At 70.2% G+C, this 20,566-nt stretch carries 14 protein-coding genes; 6 read left to right on the forward strand and 8 right to left on the reverse strand.

Annotated features, from left to right (window positions below):
* The 5 genes from AB0F40_RS07890 to AB0F40_RS07910 form a co-directional block, all read right to left on the reverse strand.
* The gene (locus AB0F40_RS07890) at nt 1-666 is read right to left on the reverse strand and encodes an OmpA family protein (protein ID WP_357465574.1); all 666 of its coding nucleotides are present in this window, start codon (nt 664-666) and stop codon (nt 1-3) included.
* The gene (locus tag AB0F40_RS07895; RefSeq protein WP_357465575.1) at nt 663-1,310 is read right to left on the reverse strand and encodes a hypothetical protein; all 648 of its coding nucleotides are present in this window, start codon (nt 1,308-1,310) and stop codon (nt 663-665) included. Before AB0F40_RS07895 ends, AB0F40_RS07890 begins: the two co-directional genes overlap by 4 nt.
* A gap of 271 nt (nt 1,311-1,581) precedes the next feature.
* A complete protein-coding gene (locus AB0F40_RS07900; protein ID WP_357465576.1) occupies nt 1,582-2,091 on the reverse strand; it encodes a hypothetical protein in 510 nt (169 codons plus the stop codon).
* A 226-nt stretch (nt 2,092-2,317) separates the two neighbouring features.
* Nucleotides 2,318-4,063, reverse strand: a complete 1,746-nt coding sequence (locus tag AB0F40_RS07905; protein WP_357465577.1) for an ABC transporter ATP-binding protein — start codon at nt 4,061-4,063, stop codon at nt 2,318-2,320.
* Nucleotides 4,060-5,901: an ABC transporter ATP-binding protein gene (locus AB0F40_RS07910; RefSeq protein ID WP_357465578.1), complete on the reverse strand. Its 1,842-nt coding sequence runs from the start codon at nt 5,899-5,901 to the stop codon at nt 4,060-4,062. Before AB0F40_RS07910 ends, AB0F40_RS07905 begins: the two co-directional genes overlap by 4 nt.
* A 60-nt stretch (nt 5,902-5,961) precedes the next feature.
* Here AB0F40_RS07910 and AB0F40_RS07915 point away from each other — a divergent pair, with 60 nt between their 5' ends.
* Nucleotides 5,962-6,369, forward strand: a complete 408-nt coding sequence (locus AB0F40_RS07915; protein ID WP_357465579.1) for a DUF3817 domain-containing protein — start codon at nt 5,962-5,964, stop codon at nt 6,367-6,369.
* Here the strand turns inward: AB0F40_RS07915 and AB0F40_RS07920 are convergent.
* Nucleotides 6,357-7,175: a hypothetical protein gene (locus tag AB0F40_RS07920; protein WP_357465580.1), complete on the reverse strand. Its 819-nt coding sequence runs from the start codon at nt 7,173-7,175 to the stop codon at nt 6,357-6,359. The genes AB0F40_RS07915 and AB0F40_RS07920 overlap by 13 nt on opposite strands.
* A 126-nt stretch (nt 7,176-7,301) precedes the next feature.
* On the opposite strand from AB0F40_RS07920, the gene AB0F40_RS07925 reads away from it, so the two are divergent.
* A complete protein-coding gene (locus tag AB0F40_RS07925) occupies nt 7,302-8,468 on the forward strand; it encodes an aminotransferase class I/II-fold pyridoxal phosphate-dependent enzyme (protein ID WP_357465581.1) in 1,167 nt (388 codons plus the stop codon).
* An 81-nt stretch (nt 8,469-8,549) separates the two neighbouring features.
* Here AB0F40_RS07925 and AB0F40_RS07930 read toward each other — a convergent pair whose 3' ends face one another.
* Complete coding sequence (locus AB0F40_RS07930) at nt 8,550-9,452, reverse strand: SURF1 family protein (protein WP_357465582.1); 903 nt, start codon at nt 9,450-9,452, stop codon at nt 8,550-8,552.
* 117 nt (nt 9,453-9,569) lie between these two features.
* Between AB0F40_RS07930 and AB0F40_RS07935 the strand changes: the two genes are divergently transcribed.
* The 4 genes from AB0F40_RS07935 (at nt 9,570) to AB0F40_RS07950 (ending at nt 18,906) form a co-directional block, all read left to right on the forward strand.
* Nucleotides 9,570-12,059 (forward strand): phosphoketolase family protein, encoded by a 2,490-nt coding sequence (locus tag AB0F40_RS07935; protein WP_357465583.1) that lies wholly within the window; start codon nt 9,570-9,572, stop codon nt 12,057-12,059.
* 49 nt (nt 12,060-12,108) lie between these two features.
* Nucleotides 12,109-14,226, forward strand: a complete 2,118-nt coding sequence (gene pta, locus AB0F40_RS07940) for a phosphate acetyltransferase (RefSeq protein ID WP_357465584.1) — start codon at nt 12,109-12,111, stop codon at nt 14,224-14,226.
* Nucleotides 14,223-15,449, forward strand: coding sequence for an acetate kinase (locus tag AB0F40_RS07945; protein ID WP_357465585.1), 1,227 nt, complete (start codon nt 14,223-14,225; stop codon nt 15,447-15,449). Before pta ends, AB0F40_RS07945 begins: the two co-directional genes overlap by 4 nt.
* A gap of 175 nt (nt 15,450-15,624) precedes the next feature.
* Nucleotides 15,625-18,906, forward strand: a complete 3,282-nt coding sequence (locus tag AB0F40_RS07950) for an RICIN domain-containing protein (protein ID WP_357465586.1) — start codon at nt 15,625-15,627, stop codon at nt 18,904-18,906.
* Between the two features lie 1,004 nt (nt 18,907-19,910).
* Here AB0F40_RS07950 and AB0F40_RS07955 read toward each other — a convergent pair.
* Nucleotides 19,911-20,225, reverse strand: coding sequence for a hypothetical protein (locus AB0F40_RS07955; RefSeq protein ID WP_357465587.1), 315 nt, complete (start codon nt 20,223-20,225; stop codon nt 19,911-19,913).
* Nucleotides 20,226-20,566: the final 341 nt, after the last annotated feature.

The raw sequence follows: 20,566 nt of genomic DNA on the forward strand, positions 1-20,566 counted from the left end.
TCAGCCAACGGTCCCCGTGTAGCTGACCTCGACGCGCCGGTTCTTGGCGCGACCCGCCGGGTTGTCCTTGCCGTCGACCTCGTTCTCCGCGATCGGCTGCTGCTCGCCGTGGCCCTCCACGGTGAGCCGCAAGTCCGGGCGGGCGTCCCGGAGGATGCCCGCCACGGCGTCCGCCCGCCGCTGCGAGAGCTCGTCGTTGGACGCGTCGTCACCGATCGAGTCGGTATGGCCGTCCACCGCGACCTTCGCGTCCCGGGGGACGTCGTCGAGCAGGTCACGGATCGCCGCGTCGGCAGCCTTCGTGACCTCGTGCTCGCCGAACTGGAAGAGCAGGTCGGACGTCAGCCGGACCGTCGTCGACTCGTCCTTCTCGACCACGGTCTCCAACGGCGTGGTGGAGTCGTCGGGCCGCAGGTCCCAGGTGGCGTCCGCGGGCACCAGGTCCCACCGCGAGCCGTCGGGCCGCAGGTCGAAGGTGGCATCGGCCCGCATGGTGTCCGTGACCGTCACCGACTCCAGCCGTTCCAGGTCCGCCTGCTGTTCCTCGGCGATCTCCGCCATGAGCGCCGGATCAGGTGAGGGCTCCGCCGACGGCGAGCTCTCGGCGCCCACGGCCAGACCTCCGACGGCGAGCGCCACCATCAGCGCACCGGAAGCGAGCGTCACGAATCGCCGTCCAGGTAGGTCACGTCCGCCTGGGTGAAGCCGGGCAGCCCCTCGATCGGCATGACGTCGACCTTCGCGGGCTTGCCCTCGGGTGCGGGCAGCGATGCCCAGCCCTCGACCGTGCCGTGATTGGGCAGCTTGGCGGCGACCACGTCGCGGACCGACGAGACCATCGAGTCCTCGCACAGGATCGGGTCCGTGCCGTCGCCCTTCCACGAGCCGTTGGTGCAGAACGGCCGGTACACCTTCAGGTTGGTCGCGTCGATCACGGTCGCCGCCGTCCCGAGACCCATGTCGTAGTACGAGAGGACGGCGTCCGGCTCGGCGTCCTCGCCGTCCCAGCGCGTGGCCCAGCGGACCGTCATGGTCTGCTCGGACACCTCCACCGACCGCAGCGTGATCGTGACCGTACCCTGCACGCCCGCGCCGTCGGGGATGTCCGACGTCGTCTCCGCCATCGACCCGGTGACCGTCCGCGCCGAGCCAGTCGCCTCGACGGGAGCCGCCGCCTCACCGCCCGCGACCGCACCGCCCTCCGCGGGAGCATCGCCTGCCGCCCCGTCCTCCGGCGTACCGGTGCAGGCGCCCAGCGCGAACACCCCCGTCACCAGCAGCGCGACAACCCGACCCGACGTTCGCCTCATGCGTCTTCCTCTCGTGGACGTCGACTTCGTCTCGCCGAGGTCGACCGAGGCGAAGGTCCCACACCGCCGAGCCGCACGCACCGATATTTTCGGGGCACCTCTGCCCTGGACACCGTGAGCTATTCGTGCTGCCAGCTGCGCCAGAACCTGGCACCCAGCCGAGACATCGTCCAAGCCCCGTGTTAATCTCGGAGCAGCCTCCCCCCAAGGGGTGCGAGGAAGTGAGGCCGGGACCCCCTGATGGACGTCAGGAGCCCGGCATCGCGTTTTTCTAGAGGATCTCGATGTCGATCTCGCGTATCGCTGTTCCAAGGATCAGCCGTAGCGCGTCAACGCCACCAGATCGAGCGGCATTGACGATGCCGGCGACGGCGTCCGGAACCCACAGCATCGGTTCCTCGTGAGGCAGAGCGAAGTCGACGCGGAGCGCAGCCGAGATGACGGTCTTGCTATAGAGGGCCGCCGCCATCGTCTTGTCCTTCTTGTTCAGTGCCGCATGGCGCGACTCAAGATGGACCGCCGTCACTCCGATCTGGTCGAGCTCAAAGAGCAAGCGCTCCATGCACTGACGCCTCGCGCGCTCCTGCCGCTTGGAATCCAGGGGCATCCCCACCACAACGATGCTCCATGCATCCAGCTCGGCGATGAGCGCTGCGATCTTCTCCTGACGAGCCTCGCTCTCGTGCCGCCAGTGGAGCCTCTTCGCCTTCCCGGAGCGCAAGGCGCGGAGGCTGTCGCGAGTCTCCTCGCATGCCTCCGGGTCAGCCACGACCGCGGCCATGAAGTACATCCCTGTCCCAGAGTCGGATGGGCCCCGCATCGACTCGTCCACCCAGGCGTGCAGAGCGAAGTCGCCAGCGTCAGATGCTCCCCGGTTCACTGGAGGATCATCCCCTGGTAAACGACCTCATACCAGTCCAGTCGCCATTGCATATACGCAACAGCCAGCTTTGACCGACAGGCTCGTCTACGGCGCCCAAGGCGGGCACCTATTCCTGCAGGATCAGCTATTCGTGCTGCCAGCTGCGCCAGAGCTTCGCGTACTCACCACCCGCCGCGACCAGCTCGTCGTGCGGGCCGATCTCGGTGATGCGGCCGCCGTCGAGCACCGCCACCCGGTCGGCGTCGTGCGCGGTGTGCAGGCGGTGCGCGATGGCCACCACCGTGCGCCCGTCGAGCACCGCGTTGAGCGAGCGCTCCAGGTGCCGGGCGGCGCGCGGGTCCAGCAGCGACGTCGCCTCGTCGAGGACGAGCGTGTGCGGGTCGAGCAGCACCAGCCGCGCGAGCGCCACCTGCTGCGCCTGCGCCGGAGTGAGCTTGTAGCCGCCCGAGCCGACCTCCGTGGCCAGGCCGTCGTCGAGCGCGTCGACCCAGCCGTGCGCGTCCACGGCCCGCAGTGCGTCCATCAGCTCGTCGTCGCTCGCCTCGATCTTGGCGAGCCGCAGGTTCTCGGCCAGCGATCCCACGAACACGTGGTGCTCCTGGGTCACGAGTGCCACGTGCTTGCGCAGGTCTTCCAACGGCAGGTCCACCAGCGGCACGCCACCGACCTTCACCTCGCCGCCGGTGGGCGGGTGGATGCCGGCCAGCATGCGGCCGAGGGTCGACTTGCCGGATCCCGACGGACCGACGATCGCCAGCCGCTCCCCCACCCTGAGATCGAGGTCGATGCCGTGCAGCACGTCGGTACCCGCCCGGTAGGCATAGCGGACGTCGGTGCCGCGCACCTCCTCGTCGGCGGGCACGGCGTCGCTCGCCGTACGGTCCATCGGCACCAGCCGGACACCGATGATGCGGGACAGGGACGTCGCGGCCACCTGGATCTCGTCGAGCCAGAAGATGAGCTCCCAGACCGGGCCCTGCAGCTGGTAGGTGTACATGACGATCGTCGCGACCGCGCCGATCGTCACGGTGCCCTCCGAGGCCAGGAACCCGCCCCAGACCAGCACCGAGATCGGCGCGAGCATGAAGGCGAAGTCCACTCCGGGGAACAGCACGGTCCGCAGGTTGAGCGTGCCGACCTCTGCCTCGAACGCCTCGTGGAGGTCGTCGTCGCCGCGCGTCGTCCGGCGCCGGCCGATCTTGAGCGCGTCGATGGTGCGCGCGCCCTCGACCGACTCGGTGACGGTGCCGTCGAGCCGCGCGTAGGCCGCGGACTCCCGCTGGTAGGCGGGGGTGGCCCGCTTCAGGTACCAGCGCGCCACCACGACGAGCACCGGCACGCCGACGAACATCCCGAGCGCCACCAGCGGGGATACGATCAGGCTGAACACGATCGTCAGCACCAGGGTGACCACCGCGATCACCAGGCGCGGCACACCGAAGCGCACGGCGTTCTGGATGCGGTTGACGTCGCGGGTCGTGCGGGCGATCAGGTCACCGGTGCCTGCGGTCTCCACCGTCGACAGCGGCAGGGAGGTGACCGTCTCGACGAACTCCTCGCGCATGTCCGCGAACACCGTCTCGCCGAACACCATGGCGCGCCGCTGCGCGAAGCGGGTGATCAGCGCCTGTACCACCACCGCGGCGACCGCCACGAGCACCAGGTTCCGCGCCACCTCCAGGGTGGTGCCCGCCGTGACGGCGTCGACGAGCTTGCCGAGCACGAGCGGTCCGGCCAGGCCCGCCATCGCCGCCACCGTGTTGGCCACGGTGATGACGATCAGGGGCGCCCGGTGCCGCCCGAGCATCTTGCGCGTGTACTGCCACGTGTCGGCCGCATCGGCGATCGGCAGGATCTTCTCCGTGCTCATGCCTTGTCTCCCTCCGGCGCCTTGGTCGCGCCCAGCAGCTCGTCGAGCTCGGCGTCGAGGTCCTCGTCCAGCGAACGGCCGACCACCCGCCGGTACCGGGCGGCCTCGCGCCCGCCGTCGGCGGTGGTGGGCAGGTCCAGCAGCTCGCGGTGCGTCCCGTGCGTGACCACGCGCCCGTCGTCCAGGAAGATCACGTCGTCCACGTGGTCGAGCACCAGCGGGCTCGCCGTGACGATCAGCGTCGTCCGGCCGCGGCGCCACCCGGTGAGCCGCTCTGCGATGCGTGCCTCGGTGTGGGCGTCGACCGCCGAGGTCGGCTCGACCAGCACCAGGATCTCCGGGTCCGTGAGCAGCGCCCGGGCCAGCGCCACCCGCTGCCGCTGCCCGCCGGACAGCGAGCGCCCCTTCTCCGGGATCTCGCCCTCGATCCCGTCGGGCAGGGAGTCCAGCACGTCGTGCGCGTCGGCGATGTGCATGGCCCGCAGCAGCGCCTCCCGGTCCGCGGAGTCGCGCACGTCGAGCTCGCCCGCGAGCCGGCCGGAGAACAAGGACGGCGTCGCGTCCGCGACCACTATGCGGTCGCGCAGCTCGTGCTTGTCGAGGTCGGCCAGCCGGACGCCGCCGAGCGTGACCGGCGTTCCGGCCTCCGCGTCGTCGTCGAACCGGCCCATCCGGACCGCGACCTGTGCCGACTCGTCCGGGTCCGGGCTGACCAGCGCGACGACCCGCCCGGGCTGGAGCACGACCCCGGTCGTCCGGTCGACCAGCGGGACGCCGGCCGGCGGCATGACCGCGACCGACGGGCCCGCGCCCGTAGCCGGCACGACCTGCAGCACCTTGACCACCTTGCCCGCCGCGACGTGCGCCTTGGTCGCTACGTTGACCGACTGCACGAGGAGGTGCACGGGCCACGACAGGAATGCTGCGTACCCGTAGAACGAGACGAGCTGACCCGTCGTGATGCGCCCGGCGATGGCCTCCACCACGCCGAGGTAGACGACCAGCGCGATGAAGAGGCCGGGCAGCAGGATCTGCAGCGCGTCCAGCACCGACTGGGTGCCCGCCACCTCGACGCCGGCCGCACGCACCTTCTGCGACTGCGTCCGGTACCGGCCGGTGAAGACCTTCTCGCCCCCGATACCCCGCAGGATCCGCAGCCCCGAGACGGTGTCCGCGCCGAGGGTGGTGAGCCGGCCCTGTGCGTCGCGCTGGTCCTTCTGCCGCTTCTGCAGCGGCTTGACCAGCAGCGCCAGGATCGCGGCGACGACGGGGAGGCCGAGCGCGATGACGACGCCCAGCGTGACCGACTGCGAGAGCATGAGCACCACCACGATGCCGTAGGTGGCGATGCTGCCGATGGTCTGCCCCGCGATGGCGAAGATCTCGCCGATGCGCATCGTGTCGTTCGCCACCGACGACACCACCTCGCCGGTCGGCAGCTCCTTGGTGATGTTGTGCCCCGAACGAGACACGGTGCGCGTCACGAGCTGGGACGTACGGAACGCCGCGTGCATCCACGCCGTGATGTCCCACCGGTGGCCGATCGCGTTCGACGCGATCCAGACCAGCCCGACGCCCAGCATGATGCCCGCCCAGGTCCAGGTGGTGCGGCTCAGCCCTGACGTGCTCGCGCTGTCGATGATCTGTCCGAGCAGGTACGGCTGGAAGGCGCTGCACGTGAAACCGAGCACACCGAACGCCACCGCCACGAGCACCACACGTGCCTGCTTCCGGGCGAGCCACAGGAGCAGGGTGAACGGACCGCGCAGCGGCGGGGTGCCGGGATCGGCGAAGGGGAGGGAGCGCACGATCACCACGGTACGGAGGACCACTGACATTGATCCACGCTTTATCCCGGCGGCAGATCCCACGCCGGAGAAGGCATATCCTCGATGACTGTGAGTACCCCTCAGACCGCTCCCGAGATCTCCGCCGAGGCAGCCGCGACCGCGATCCGCAAGGCCCGCGGCGCCATGGCCCGCTACCGCTTCATGGCGCTCGTCACCGGTGTCATGCTGCTGATCCTCTGCGTCGAGCTGGGCATCAAGTACGGCGTGGGCGCGCTGACCGACGTCGACGGGGTCATGCCGTTCATCGCGTGGGTGCCGTTCGCCCACGGATGGATCTACGTGGCGTACCTGGTCACCGTCGCTGACCTGTGGTCGAAGATGCGCTGGGGGTTCGGCCGCCTGATCACGATGGTGATCGCGGGTGTGGTTCCGGTGATGTCGTTCGTGCTGGAGAAGAAGATCCACACCGAGGCCGAGGCGAAGCTCGCCGCACTGGAGACGCGCTACCTGGGCTGACGCCTCTGCGCGTCCAGCTCCGCCCGCAGGCGGGTGCCCAGCATCCCGACGATCTCGGTGCCCGGCTCGTCGTCCTCCGGCAGCATCTCGAGGAACGCCGAGGCGATGAGGTCGTCGACGGCTTCGTCCGCCTCGAGCTCGGCCTCGAGGAAGTCGAGCACGGCTCGTACCTCCGCCGAGGGGTCCGGGTCCGCGGAGGTGAACAGCCGGACGACCGTGGACCGCTCGTCGTCGGTCCAGTCGTCGTCGATCTCCAGGGATGCCCCGCCGGTGAGCAGCGCGACCTGGCGCTCCGCGACGTCGCAGAGGAACGGGTGAGCCAGCACCTCGTCGTGGTATCCGTAGCGCTCGACGTCCGCGAGCGGCCGCAGCGCGGGCACCGCCTGGAGCAGCCGGTCCAGGAACGTGGCGACCGCCGGTTCGTTGCGGTGGTCGCGGTCCTGGTCGAGAGCGGCGCGCACCCGCGGGCCCAGCGTGTCGGCGAGGTCCCCGCCCTGCTCGCCGGGGGACGGGACGTGGATCAGGTAGGCGCTGATGACGTCCTCGCCGACGACCGGCGGCCCGGCTTCCAGCTCGGCGCCCAGCGCACGCATCGCCTCCCGCGCGGCCGGGTCACCGGCTCGTACTCGCGCCATCAGCTCCGCGGAGACCAGCTCCATCACGAAACCGTCGGTCATCAGCTCGGCCTCGAGGCCGGCCTCGAGCCCTGCCGCGACCTCACCTGCGGCGACCTCCCCCGCGAGCGGCACTGCGCGGACCAGGTGCCCCCACCAGGCCGATCCGGTCCAGGGTCCGGTGTCAGTCATCGTCGTCCTCTCGGTTCACCGCTCGTCGCAGGCCGCTGATCAGCCGGTGCGCCTACCGTCGGACCATCCTTGCGCATCACCTGGGCGTCCCTGCCGGAGGCGTGCCGCACCTGGTTCAATGCAAGCGTGACCGCTCATGCCTTCGACGCCCTCACCGCTGACCGCCTCCGCGACAACGGCAGCCTCAAGTGGACGGCCTTCCCCGGCGCCATCGGGGCCTGGGTCGCCGAGATGGACTTCCCGCTCGCGCCCCCGATCGCCACCGCGCTGCACGACGCCGTGGACCGCGGGCTGTTCGGCTACCTCCCGCCGAGCCTCGTGACCGGCATGGTCGAGGCGTACGTGTCGTTCGCCGCAGACCGGTACTCGTGGAAGGTGGATCCGGACCGGGTGCGCCCCGTGTCCGACGTGCTGACCGCGCTCGAGCACACCATCACGCAGTTCTCGCGCCCCGGTTCGCCGATCATCCTGCCGACTCCCGCCTACATGCCGTTCCTCACGCTGCCCGGCGGGCTCGGCCGCGAGGTCATCCAGGTCCCGATGCTGCGCGACGCCGACGGCCGGTACACCTATGATCTCGACGCGCTCGACGCCGCGTACCGCGCGGGCGGCCACCTGCTGGTGCTCTGCAACCCGCACAACCCGATCGGCCGGGTGCTGGAGCCCGACGAGATGCTGGCGGTAGCCGAGGTGGTGGACCGCCACGGCGGGCGGGTCTTCTCCGACGAGATCCACGCGCCGCTCGTCTATCCGGGGCACCGGCACGTCCCGTACGCGTCGCTCGACGAGACGACGGCGGGCCACACCCTGACCGCGACCTCCGCCTCGAAGGCGTGGAACCTGCCCGGCCTCAAGTGCGCGCAGATCGTCCTGTCCAACGACGCGGACGTGCAGCTCTGGAACCAGGTGGGCCGGCGCGTCGAGGGCGGGGCGTCGACGCCCGGCGTCCTGGCGAACCGGGTCGCGTACGCCGAGGGCCGGAACTGGCTCGACGACACGGTCGCCTACCTGCACGGCAACCTCACCCGGCTGGGCGAGCTGCTCGACGGGACCGGGATCGGCTATCGCGCACCGGAGGGCACCTATCTGGCCTGGCTGGACTGCCGGGGCCTGGACCTTTCCGAAGCGGCCACCGGTGTCGCGGACCACTTCCGTGAGCACGCGGGCGTCGCCCTGACCGACGGCGGCCTGTGCGGTGAGGAGGGCCACGGTTTCGTACGGTTCAACGCCGCGATGCCGCGGCCGGTCCTCGAGCAGGCCGTGAGCCGCATGCTGGAGTCCCTGGGCCGCTGAACCGGACGGCCCGGACGAGCGACCCCTACGGGACGCGCGCGACACGCCGATGATCCCGTGCGTCGCGTAGGGGTCGACAGGTCAGGCGGACGGAAGTCCCGCGATGCCCGTGTCGGCGTCGGTCGGCTCGCCGCCCCGACGACCTCCGGCCATCTCGTCCCGCACCAGGCGGATCCACAGCAGGACGGCGAACCCGCCGAACAGCCACCACTGCAGCGCGTAGAAGATGTTCTGCAGGTTGGCGCCCGAGCCGCCGTCGATGGTGGGTCGCGGCAGGGCGGCGACTCCACCGCTCTCCGGGGAACCAGGGCCCCCGGTCGCCACGAGGTAGCCCGTGTAGATGGGCCCGCCCCACTCGTTGACGAGCGCGCTGAGGGCGATCTGCTCGGTCTGCCCGTCCACCACCGCAGCGCTGCCCGACGTCGCCTCGCCCGCCTGCAGCCAGCCCGTCACCGTGACCTCACCCTCTGGGCGGGTCAGCGTCTCGGCGTCGGCGGGTGTCTCCACCCAGCCCTGGACCACCGCCAGCACGGGCGCGCCGGAGAGGTCGGCCCAGGACTCGCCGCCCGCTCCGTCGTCGGACACCCGGAAGGGGGCCAGGACGAGATAGCCGGTGCGGCCCTCCAGGACGCGGCCGGGCACCACCAGCGAACCAGTGGGCTCGAACTCGCCGGACACCCGGACCTCACGGCCGACGAGCTCGCCCGGAAAGCTCTCCTGCGGGGCGAGCACGTCGCCCAGCCAGGACGGTCCCTCGGCGGCGGCCTCGGCCGCCTCCTGCAGTGCGGCCAGCTCCGCACGCTCGTACGCGCGGTCCAGCTGCCAGCTGCCCAGCCTGCCGCACACGAGCGCTGCCAGCACGAACACCAGCAGCAGCCCGATCATGCGGGGCTGCCGGGCGACCTGGAGGAAGGTGCGGCGCTCGGGGCGTGCATCGGCGTCGGGCGCCGTCTGCGTGGATGTGCTGGGGGCACTGACAGGCATGAAGTCAACGGTAACCGCCCGCGGACGTGTCGCGTGCCCAGCCGTTCTGCGTTCGAATGAACAAGGAACGAACCCGGCACCGATTCCGCACGTAACGTGCAGGTAGGAGCGTGAGTGATGACAACGACCACAGTCCCCGACTCCCCCGCCACCGGATGGCGCGCGACCGGCGTCGCCCAGCTGGAGGCCGCCGACCTGGAACGTCTCGATGCGTGGTGGCGGGCCGCCAACTACCTCTCGGTGGGCCAGATCTACCTGCTCGACAACCCGCTGCTGCGCGAACCGCTCACCGCGGACCACGTCAAGCCGCGGCTGCTGGGCCACTGGGGCACCACGCCGGGACTGAACTTCCTGTACGCGCACCTGAACCGGGCGATCAAGGAGCGGCAGCAGGACACGGTCTACGTCACGGGCCCCGGCCACGGCGGCCCGGGCCTGGTCGCCTCGGCGTACCTGGACGGTACGTACTCCGAGGTCTACAGCGACATCACCGAGGACACCGAGGGTGTGCAGCGCCTGTTCCGGCAGTTCTCCTTCCCCGGCGGCGTCCCCAGCCACGTCGCCCCGGAGACGCCGGGATCGATCCACGAGGGCGGTGAGCTCGGCTACGCCCTGAGCCACGCCTACGGGGCCGTCTTCGACAACCCCGACCTGCTGGTCGCGGCCGTGGTGGGCGACGGCGAGGCCGAGACCGGGCCGCTCGCCACGTCCTGGCACTCGAACAAGTTCGTCAACCCGGCCCAGGACGGCGTCGTGCTGCCGATCCTGCACCTCAACGGCTACAAGATCGCCAACCCGACGGTGCTGGCACGCATCCCCGAGCAGGAGCTCAGGGACCTCATGGTCGGCTACGGGCACAAGCCGTACTTCTTCGAGGGCGGGTACGACAAGGACGAGCCGCCGCTCGAGACGCACCGCCGGTTCGCGGCCCTGCTCGACGAGGTGCTCGACGAGATCGCCACGATCAAGGAACGTGCCGCGAAGGGCGATCTGAGCCGCCCGACCTGGCCCATGATCGTGTTCCGCACACCCAAGGGATGGAGCGGGCCGGACGAGATCGACGGCAAGAAGACGACGGGGTCGTGGCGCGCGCACCAGGTGCCGCTCGCGAGCGCCCGCGACACCGACGAGCACCTGCACGTGCTCGAGGAGTGGCTCAGGTCGTACCGCCCCGAGGAGCTGTTCGACGACGACGGCCGCGTGCTGCCCGAGATCACCGAGCTGGCGCCGGAGGGGTCGCTGCGGATGAGCGCCAACCCGCACGCGAACGGCGGGCTGCTGCTCAAGGACCTGCGGCTGCCCGACTTCCGCAAGTACGCGGTGGACGTCCCGGCACCCGGCGGGACGAAGTCCGAGGCACCGCGGGTACTGGGCCAGTGGCTCACCGACGTGATTCGGATGAACCCGGACAACTTCCGGATCTTCGGGCCGGACGAGGTCGCGTCGAACCGCCTGCAGGCCGTGTACGACACGACCGACAAGCAGTGGAACGCCGAGTACATCGGGCCGGAGGTCGACGAGCACATGGCTCGCGCCGGCCGCGTCATGGAGGTGCTGAGCGAGCACCAGGTGCAGGGCTGGCTGGAGGGCTACCTCCTGACCGGGCGGCACGGGCTGCTGACGAGCTACGAGGCGTTCATCCACATCATCGACTCGATGTTCAACCAGCACGCCAAGTGGCTCAAGGTCTCGAACGACATCCCGTGGCGCCGGCCCATCGCGTCCCTGAACTACCTGCTGTCCAGCCACGTGTGGCGGCAGGACCACAACGGGTTCAGCCACCAGGACCCCGGGTTCATCGACCACGTGATGAACAAGAAGGCGGAGATAGTGCGGGTCTACCTCCCGCCGGACGCCAACACCCTGCTCAGCACGTACGACCACTGCCTGCGCAGCCGCCAGTACGTGAACGTCGTGGTCGCGGGCAAGCAGCCGACGCCCAACTTCCTCGACATGCCGGCCGCCGTCGCGCACTGCACGCGCGGCCTCGGTATCTGGGACTGGGCGGGCACCGAGACACCGGGCGAGGAGCCGGACGTCGTCCTGGGCTGCGCCGGTGACGTACCGACCCTCGAGGCGCTCGCCGCGGCGGACATCCTGCGCCGCGAGCTGCCCGACCTCAAGGTACGCGTGGTGAACGTGGTGGACCTGATGCGGCTGCAGGACGCGACCGAGCATCCGCACGGCCTGACCCACCGCGAGTTCGACGGCCTGTTCACGACCGACAAGCCGATCATCTTCGCGTACCACGGGTACCCGTGGCTCATCCACCGCCTCACCTACCGTCGCGCCGGCCACCCGAACATCCACGTGCGCGGGTACAAGGAGGAGGGCACCACGACGACGCCGTTCGACATGGTCATGCTCAACGACCTCGACCGGTACCACCTGGTGATCGATGTCATCGACCGGGTCCCGTCGCTGGGCAGCGCCCACGCCGGGCTGCGCCAGCGCATGCAGGATGCCCGGCTGCGCGCCCGCGCCTGGACCCGTGAGCACGGCGACGACATCCCCGAGGTGCGCGACTGGGTCTGGCCGGACGCCCAGGACCTGGCGGACGGCGACCAGGTTGACGCTACGCTCGGCACTGGTGGAGACAACGAGTAGCAGCAAATTTCGCCATGCGAGATCTGGCCCAGTGAACACGGAGCAGCATGTGACCGGCGCGACCCGCAGCATCGTCATCGCATCACCGGAGGGCGCGAGCGGGAAGTCGACGGTCGCCCTGGGCGTCCTCGACCTCCTGGTCCGCAAGGGCCAGCGGGTCGGGGTCTACCGGCCGGTGTCGCGCGCCACGGAGGCCGAGGACACCAGCGGCGAACGCGACCACGTCCTCGAGCTCCTCCTGCAGCACGACGGCGTCGACGTCGGATACGCCGACGCCATCGGCGTGACCTACGCGGACGTGCACGCCGACCCGGAGGCGGCACTGAGCCGCATCGTGTCCCGGTTCCACGACCTCGCCGCGCGCTGCGACTCGGTCGTGGTGCTCGGCACCGACTACACCGACGTCGCGGGCCCCACCGAGCTGTCGTTCAACGCGCGCATCGCGGCGAACCTCGGGGCGCCGGTGCTGCTCGTGGTCTCCGGCCGCGAGCGGGCGCCCGAGGACGTCCGCGCCCTGGCCGACGTGAGCCTCGCCGAGCTGGCGGCGCACCACGCGCAGGCGATCGGTCTCGTCGTCAACCGCGCGGACACCCACAGCGCGCTGGACGTGCGGACCCTGCTGGCCACGGCCCAGCCCGACCTACCGGTGTGGACCATCCCCGAGGAGCCGTTCCTGCAGGCCCCGACCGTCGGCCAGCTCCTGGACGCCGTGGACGGCACGCTCGCGCTGGGTGATCCCGAGCTGCTGGGCCGCGAGGCTCTCGAGCTCCTGGTCGGCGCCATGAGCTTCGAGCACCTGCTCGAACGGCTGACCGACGGCGCCGTCGTCATCACGCCCGGCGACCGCACCGACCTCCTGATCGGCCTGCTCGCCGCGCACCAGACGCCGTCGTTCCCCTCGCTGGCCGGGATCATCCTCAACGGCGGGTTCTACCCGCAGGGCCGCCCGGCGGAGCTGCTGGAGGCGATGCGCCCCAAGCTGCCGGTCATCACCACCCAGCTCGGCACGTACCCGGCGGCCCGCGCGGCCGCCACGACCCGCGGCCGGGTCGACAAGGGCTCGGTGCGCAAGGTCGAGACCGCGCGCGCCCTGTTCGAGCGGAACGTCGACTCAGCGGCGCTCGCCGCCCGCCTCGACCTGCCGCGGCCGCAGGTCGTCACGCCGCTGATGTTCGAGTACCAGCTCATCGAGCGAGCCCGGAACGACCGTCGGCACATCGTGCTGCCGGAGGGCACCGACGACCGGATCCTCCGCGCCGCGTCGACGGTGCTGGCCCGGCAGATCGCCGACCTGACGATCCTGGGCGACGACGAGCCGGTCCGCGCCCGCGCGGCCGAGCTGGGCCTCGACATCGAGGCGGCCCGGGTGCTGTCGCCGCACGACCCCGAGCACGTGGAGCAGTTCGCCGCCGAGTACACCCGGCTCCGGGCGCACAAGGGCATGACCGTCGAGCGGGCGCGGGAGATCGTCACCGACGTCTCCTACTTCGGCACGATGATGGTGCACCTGGGCCTCGCCGACGGCATGGTGTCGGGCGCGGCCCACTCGACGGCCCACACCATCCGGCCCTCGTTCGAGATCATCAAGACGAAGCCCGACACGTCGTCCGTGTCGTCCGTGTTCCTCATGTGCCTGGAGGACCGCGTGCTCGTGTACGGCGACTGCGCGGTCATCCCCGACCCGACGTCGGACGAGCTCGCCGACATCGCGATCTCCTCCGCCGCCACCGCCCGGCAGTTCGGCGTGGAACCGCGCATCGCGATGCTCTCCTACTCCACGGGCACGTCCGGTTCGGGCGCCGACGTGGACAAGGTCCGCACCGCCACGGAGCTCGTCCGCGAGCGCATCGCGCAGCTCGACATGGAGCTCGACGTCGAGGGCCCCATCCAGTACGACGCCGCGGTGGACGCCTCGGTCGCCGCGTCCAAGCTGCCAGAGTCCGACGTCGCCGGGCGGGCCACCGTGTTCGTGTTCCCCGACCTGAACACGGGCAACAACACGTACAAGGCGGTGCAGCGCTCGGCGGGTGCTGTCGCCGTCGGCCCGGTGCTGCAGGGTTTGAACAAGCCGGTGAACGACCTGTCCCGCGGCGCCCTGGTGCAGGACATAGTGAACACGGTGGCGATCACCGCCATCCAGGCCCAGTCAGAGGAGCCCACCGCATGACCCAGACCGTCCTCGTCCTCAACTCCGGCTCGTCGTCGCTGAAGTACCAGCTCGTCGACCCCGCGTCCGGACAGTCGGTGGCCGGTGGCATCGTCGAGCGCATCGGCGAGTCCAGTGGATCGGCGACGCACCAGTCGGGCGAGTCCGAGACGGTCCGCGACGCCCCCGTGCCGGACCACGGTGCGGCACTGCGCCTCGTGCTCGACCTGTTCGACGAGGTGGGGCCGTCCCTCGCGGACGCCGGCATCACCGCCGTCGGGCACCGGGTGGTGCACGGCGGCGCGGTGTTCACCGAGCCCACGCTGGTCGACGACGACGTCGTGACCGCCGTGCGCGACCTCGTCCCGCTGGCCCCGCTGCACAACCCGGCGGCCGTCAAGGGGATCGAGGTGGCGCGCGAGCTGCTGTCGCACCTGCCGCACGTCGCCGTCTTCGACACGGCGTTCTTTGCGCCGCTGCCGGCTGCCGCCGCGACCTACGCCCTGGACCGCAAGGTCATGGCGGAGCACGGGATACGGCGGTACGGCTTCCACGGCACGTCGCACGAGTTCGTGTCCGCTGCGGTGGCGGATCATCCAGCCGTCGTCGCGAAGCTCGCTGCGGAGGGCCGAGGGCCCGAGACGCTGCGGCAGGTCGTGCTGCACCTGGGCAACGGCGCGTCGGCGTCGGCGGTGCTGGGCGGGCGCCCGGTCGAGACGTCGATGGGCTTCACCCCGCTCGAGGGCCTCGTGATGGGCACCCGGCCGGGCGACCTGGACCCGGGCATCGTGTTCCACCTGGTGCGTACGGGCATGTCTGCGTCCGACGTCGACACGCTGCTCAACAAGCGGTCCGGCCTGCTGGGGATGTCGGGTGTCAACGACATGCGCGAGGTGCGGAAGCTGGCCGGCACGGGTGACGCCGACGCGCGCCTCGCCCTGGCGGTGTACCTGCACCGGTTGCGCAAGTACGTGGGGGCCTACGCGGCCGTGCTGGGCGGCATCGACGTGCTGACGTTCACCGCGGGTGTCGGCGAGAACGACCACCGGATCCGCTCGGGGACGGTGCGGGACCTCAAGTTCCTGGGGTTGACGATCGACCCGGCGGCGAACGAGGCGCGGTCGGACGAGGCGCGGGTGGTGTCGGCCGGATCGGGCAGCGAGAAGCCCTTGGTCATGGTGGTGCCGACCAACGAGGAACTGGCGATCGCGCGGCAGGCGATGGAGCTGGTCGAGGGCTCGTAGCCCCGCGCGCAACCAGAAAGTGGCGGCCGGGCCTTGACGCCCGCGGCGCCGCCGTGGAAGATCACCTCATCCATGATGACGTCAACATCGCTCGGCACTGCCCATCGTGTTGACGTAAACATTTCCGACACCGCACGTCCTGACCATCGCACCGGCGCGAGAGGAGGGCTCACCGATGAGCTCGATCAGAAGGAATCCAGGACGACGACGCGCAGGCGTCGTCCTGACGACGGGTGCGCTGCTGGGGGCCGGGCTGATACCGGCGTCAGCCACCGCCCAGCCCGCCGTCACCCAGCCAACCGCCGCCATGACGGACGCCCCCGGGGTGACCGTGCGCCCCGACCCGTCGTACGCGGGTGAGCCCTTCGAAGGCTGGGGAACCAGCCTCGCGTGGTTCGCCAACGCCACCGGCGGCTACCCGGACGAGATCAGGAACGAGCTCGCCGGCATGCTGTTCGGCGACGACGGGATGAACCTCAACATCGCCCGCTACAATATCGGCGGCGGCAACGCCCCCGACGTACCCGACTACCTGCGTGCCGGCGGCGCCGTCGACGGATGGTGGAAGGCCCCGGACGGCACCACCCGCGAGGATGTCGACTGGTGGGACCCGGCGAACCCGGACCACTGGGACCCGGACGCCGACGCCACGCAGCGCTGGTGGGTGGACCGGATCAAGGACGACGTCACGCACTGGGAGACGTTCAGCAACTCCCCGCCGTGGTTCCAGACCGTGAGCGGCTACGTCTCCGGCGGTCTCGACGCGAACGACGACCAGCTCCGGCCCGAGAGCATCGGGGACTTCGCCGCCTACGTCGTCGGCGCGACCGAGCGCCTCGAGGACGCGCACGGCATCGACGTCGACACCATCGATCCCTTCAACGAGCCGAACACGGACTACTGGGGCACCCAGCTCGGTGCCGACGGCGATCCGACGGGCGGCCGGCAGGAGGGCGCGCACATGGGGCCCGGCCTGCAGCAGCAGGTGATCCCGGCCCTCGCGGACGCCATCGACGGCTCGACGACGGACGCCGCGATCTCCGCGATGGACGAGACGAACCCGGGCAAGTTCGCCACCAACTGGAACGCGTACCCGGACGCGGTGCGCGACCAGGTGTCCCAGCTCAACGTGCACACCTACGGCACCGGGCAACGCACCACCGTCCGCGACATCGCCAAGGGCGAGGACAAGCCCCTGTGGATGAGCGAGGTCGGCGGTTCCTGGTCCACCACCGGACAGGACTTCGAGTCGATGGAGTCCGGACTGGGCAGCGCGCACCAGATCGTGGACGACCTGCGCGAGCTCGAACCGTCCGCGTGGGTGTTCTGGCAGCCCGTCGAGGACTACGACAACATGGCGCCCGGCGGCGAGAGCCCCGAGGGCGGCAACTGGGGCGAGATCCAGATCCCGTTCTCCTGCACCGCGGAGGACACGCTGGAGACCTGCCCCATCTACACGAACACCAAGTACTGGGTCACCCAGAACTTCACGCACTACATCACGCCAGGTGACCGCCTGATCGGCGTGGACGACACCGACAGCACCGCCGCCGTGTCCGCCTCGGGCGACGCGGCGACCGTCGTGCACGTCAACGACACGACCGAGGACCGCGACGTCACGCTCGATCTCTCCGGCTTCGGGGACATCGCGTCCGGCGCGACGGTCACCCCTGTCGTGACCAGCGTCGACGGCTACCTCGTCGAGGGCGAGCCCATGACGGTGCAGGACGCCGCCGCGACGCTCACCGTGCCCGCGGAGTCCGTGACGACGTTCGTCGTCGACGGCGTCTCCGGCGTCGCGGACGACGCCCCGCTGGCGCAGGACGGCCACATGTTCCGGCTCGACGGCGCCCAGTCGGACCTCTCCCTCGCGCCCGACGGTGACGGCGGCGTGCAGATCTCGACCGATGACCCGGCCGCGTCCGAACAGCTGTGGACTCTCGCCGACCTGGGCGCTTTCGAAGGCTCCGGCACACACCGCGCGCGGTACGCCGTGACCAATGTGGGCACCGGCGAACAGCTCGCCGTCGACGAGGACACCTCCGCGGTGCTCGTCGACGCCCCGGCCGACGTCGCCGACACACCGGATGTCGCTCGGTGGATACTGTCCACCACGGGGGACGGCACGTACACGCTGGTCAATGCGGTATCAGGCACCCTGCTGGAGGTGGGCGGCGAGGCCAGGGCCGACGGGTCGCCCGTCGGCACGTACCTCGCCAACTCCAACGCGAACCAGCGCTGGGCGATCGTCGACGAGACCGTGCTGGGCACCGAGCCGGTCGACGCGTTCACCCTTCCGGGGACGGCGCCGGAACTGCCCGGGACCGTCACCCCCGTGTACCCGGGCGGGCCGCGCGGCGCGCTGCCCGTGGCCTGGGACCTGCCCGGCGACGACGCGTGGGCGCGTGCCGGCGTGGTCGAGGTCGCCGGCGCCGTGGCCGTCCCAGCGGGCGGAACCGTCGAGGCCACCGCGACCGTCGTCGTCGACACGCTGGACCGGACCCTGCCCGCCGAGGGTGCCGCCTACGTGGCCGGCGCGGCCGAGCTGCCCGCGGTGGTCACCGCAGTGGCCGCCGGCGGCGCGGAGGTGGAGCGCCCGGTCACGTGGGACGAGGCTCCCGACGGCGCATTCGATGAGATCGGCGTGGTCGAGCTGACCGGCACCGCCGACGCCGGGGGCGGAACGACGCTGCCCGCGACCGTCCGGGTGCTGGTCAGCGAGCCGGGCGAGGCGAACGTGGCCCTCGCGGCCGGCACGACGGCGTCGGCCACCTACGCCGAGCCCGGCTACCCGGCCGAGCAGGTGATCAACGGCGACCTCGATGACAAGGGCTGGTCCAACTGGCGCTCCGATGCCAAGAACACGGAGGACACGCTCACCGTCACCCTGCCGACGGAGCGCGACATCACCCGCGTCGTCACTCGCTTCTTCCGCGATGGCTCGCACCTCAGCTGGGCGAGCGCGGTAGCCCTCGAAGCCCGGGTTGACGGCGAGTGGCAGACCGTCGGTGATCCCGTCCCGGTGACATCGGACGGCGCCGCTCCGGTGGTCGATCTTCCCGCTGACGTGCGCGCCGACGCCGTCCGCGTGGTCATGACCGCCCAGGACGACACGCACATGATCGTCAGCGAGATCGAGGTGCTGGCGAAGGTGCCCGGTGAGCCCTCGCCGGTCTGGGAGTCGTCGGTGAAGTACCGCGCCGGTGACGAGGTCTTCCACGACGTGGCGTACTACCGCGCGGCCTGGACCACCAAGAAGGAGCCGGACGGCTCAGTGCGCGGGCCGTGGCAGGAGATCGTCCGGTCCGGGGACGGCACCGCCGTCTGGACTGCGTCGCGGATCTTCGTGCGCGGCGACGTCGTCGTGCACGACGGCGAGCGGTACCGGGCGAAGTGGTGGACCCGCGACCAGGAGCCCGGGGATCGGTTCGGGCCGTGGCAGGTCGTCGGGTCGTGACCTGACACCTTGTTCATACAGAACGGCCCCGCCGGTTTCTCCGGCGGGGCCGTTCTGTTGTGTGCCGTCGGCTCGACAAGCGACGAGGAGTCGGCCGCTTGCCAGAGCGGTGCTGGCTGATCGGCGGCGGGCAGCTGCTCGACGAACCAGTGTTCGCGCACCTGCGGGATCACGATGCCCAGCTCCTGACCGTCGGCGGTGACCGCCTCCCAGACCGGGGTTCCCGGGTCGAGGAACCACAGGTCGCTCTTGTTCCGCGGGCGCGGCTCATGGCTCTGCAGAGTCAGCGCCATCGGATCACCTACGGGCACCGGCCTCAGTGGTGTTCTCTCCCTCGGTCCCCTCGCCCGTCGTGGCGACGGTGGCCAGCTCGCCCTCGCCGTCCCAGCCCAGCAGCTGCGCGGTCTCGCCGTCGCCGTCGTCCTCGGCCTGAGCCGCCGCACCTGCTAGTTAGAAGCCATCCAGTCAAGAAGAGCACGACGGTAGTGCATCGACTGCGCACCAGACTTTAAACGCATGTCAAAGACCATAGACGAATCTATGAAACGACCTGCGACATCCGCCTCCACCGCAGCGGCACACGAGAGTTCGAACGATAGACAGCTGTCACCGGTCGACGTCGTCCCGGCCCCAAACAGGTCGAAACAGCGTGCTACCTCTGAGGTACACGAGACGACTCTCTCGACCGACTCTTGGGCATCCTGCCAACCTTCCACGACGGCCCGCACGGCCGCGATAGCGGATGCAATGCCAGGACCGCCCTCGAAATCATGCCGAGTGGCAGCCTCTTCCAGACGAATCATGGTGTCAAGTGTCCGGCGTCGTCGCGCCGAGCCGTCAGCACCAGACTGAAGTTCCCCCCAACACGCCTCAAGAGCCTCTGCGACAGCGAACCCGTCTTCGTAACGCGTGAACCTTTCGAAATAGACCGACACCACAGACGCAACCCGTGTCGCATTCGCGAGCGAGATTAGTCTTGACGGAAGTTCTACAGAGGGCATTCATCAACTCCCAAATATCGCGATCTTGCTGGTAACAAGGCGGCCACCGAAGCGCTCGATCAGCGGCGCACAGTAGCCTTCGCAGAAGTCTTTGCTCGCAATAATTGCTTTGGGCTCCACTCCGAGCATCACCGATTCTTGCAACAATTTCGCCTCGGCGTGGTTCCGTCCGAGCAAATTCGGCTCTCCCGCGGCCTGGGCCTTAATCTTGCCGGGTAGCCGCGGATACATTCGAATGGACTGTCCAGTCGATACGACAAGAGACGACTGAACATCCGTGATCTCAGCACGCGCTCCGACAGCGAACAAGTCGATCAAGCCTTCAGCGCTGGGTATCTGGAGCCCGGACGCCGTACGGAAGCCCGAACCCTCGGCATCTGCACGGCCGGGTTGACGGTCTCCCCCGTGGCGGGGTCTGTGGTCTCTGGGTGCGGTCGCCTCCGAAGGGGTCGGCGTAGATGCGGTCGACGCTGTCGGCAGTCCAGACCGTGTTCGGGACTGCCGCCACCGGGGTGCCCTGGTGGTCGCACACCAACGAGGTGACGCCACCGAGACCACGCCCGTCGCGCACTGCGGACACGACGCCATCGGTGACAGTGACCTCCTGCCCCCCGGGCAGGTACACCGTGCTGAACCGGCCAAGGATCACCCGCGCGGCG

It is taken from the genome of Promicromonospora sp. NPDC023987, assembly GCF_040639055.1.
GTDB lineage: Bacteria > Actinomycetota > Actinomycetes > Actinomycetales > Cellulomonadaceae > Promicromonospora.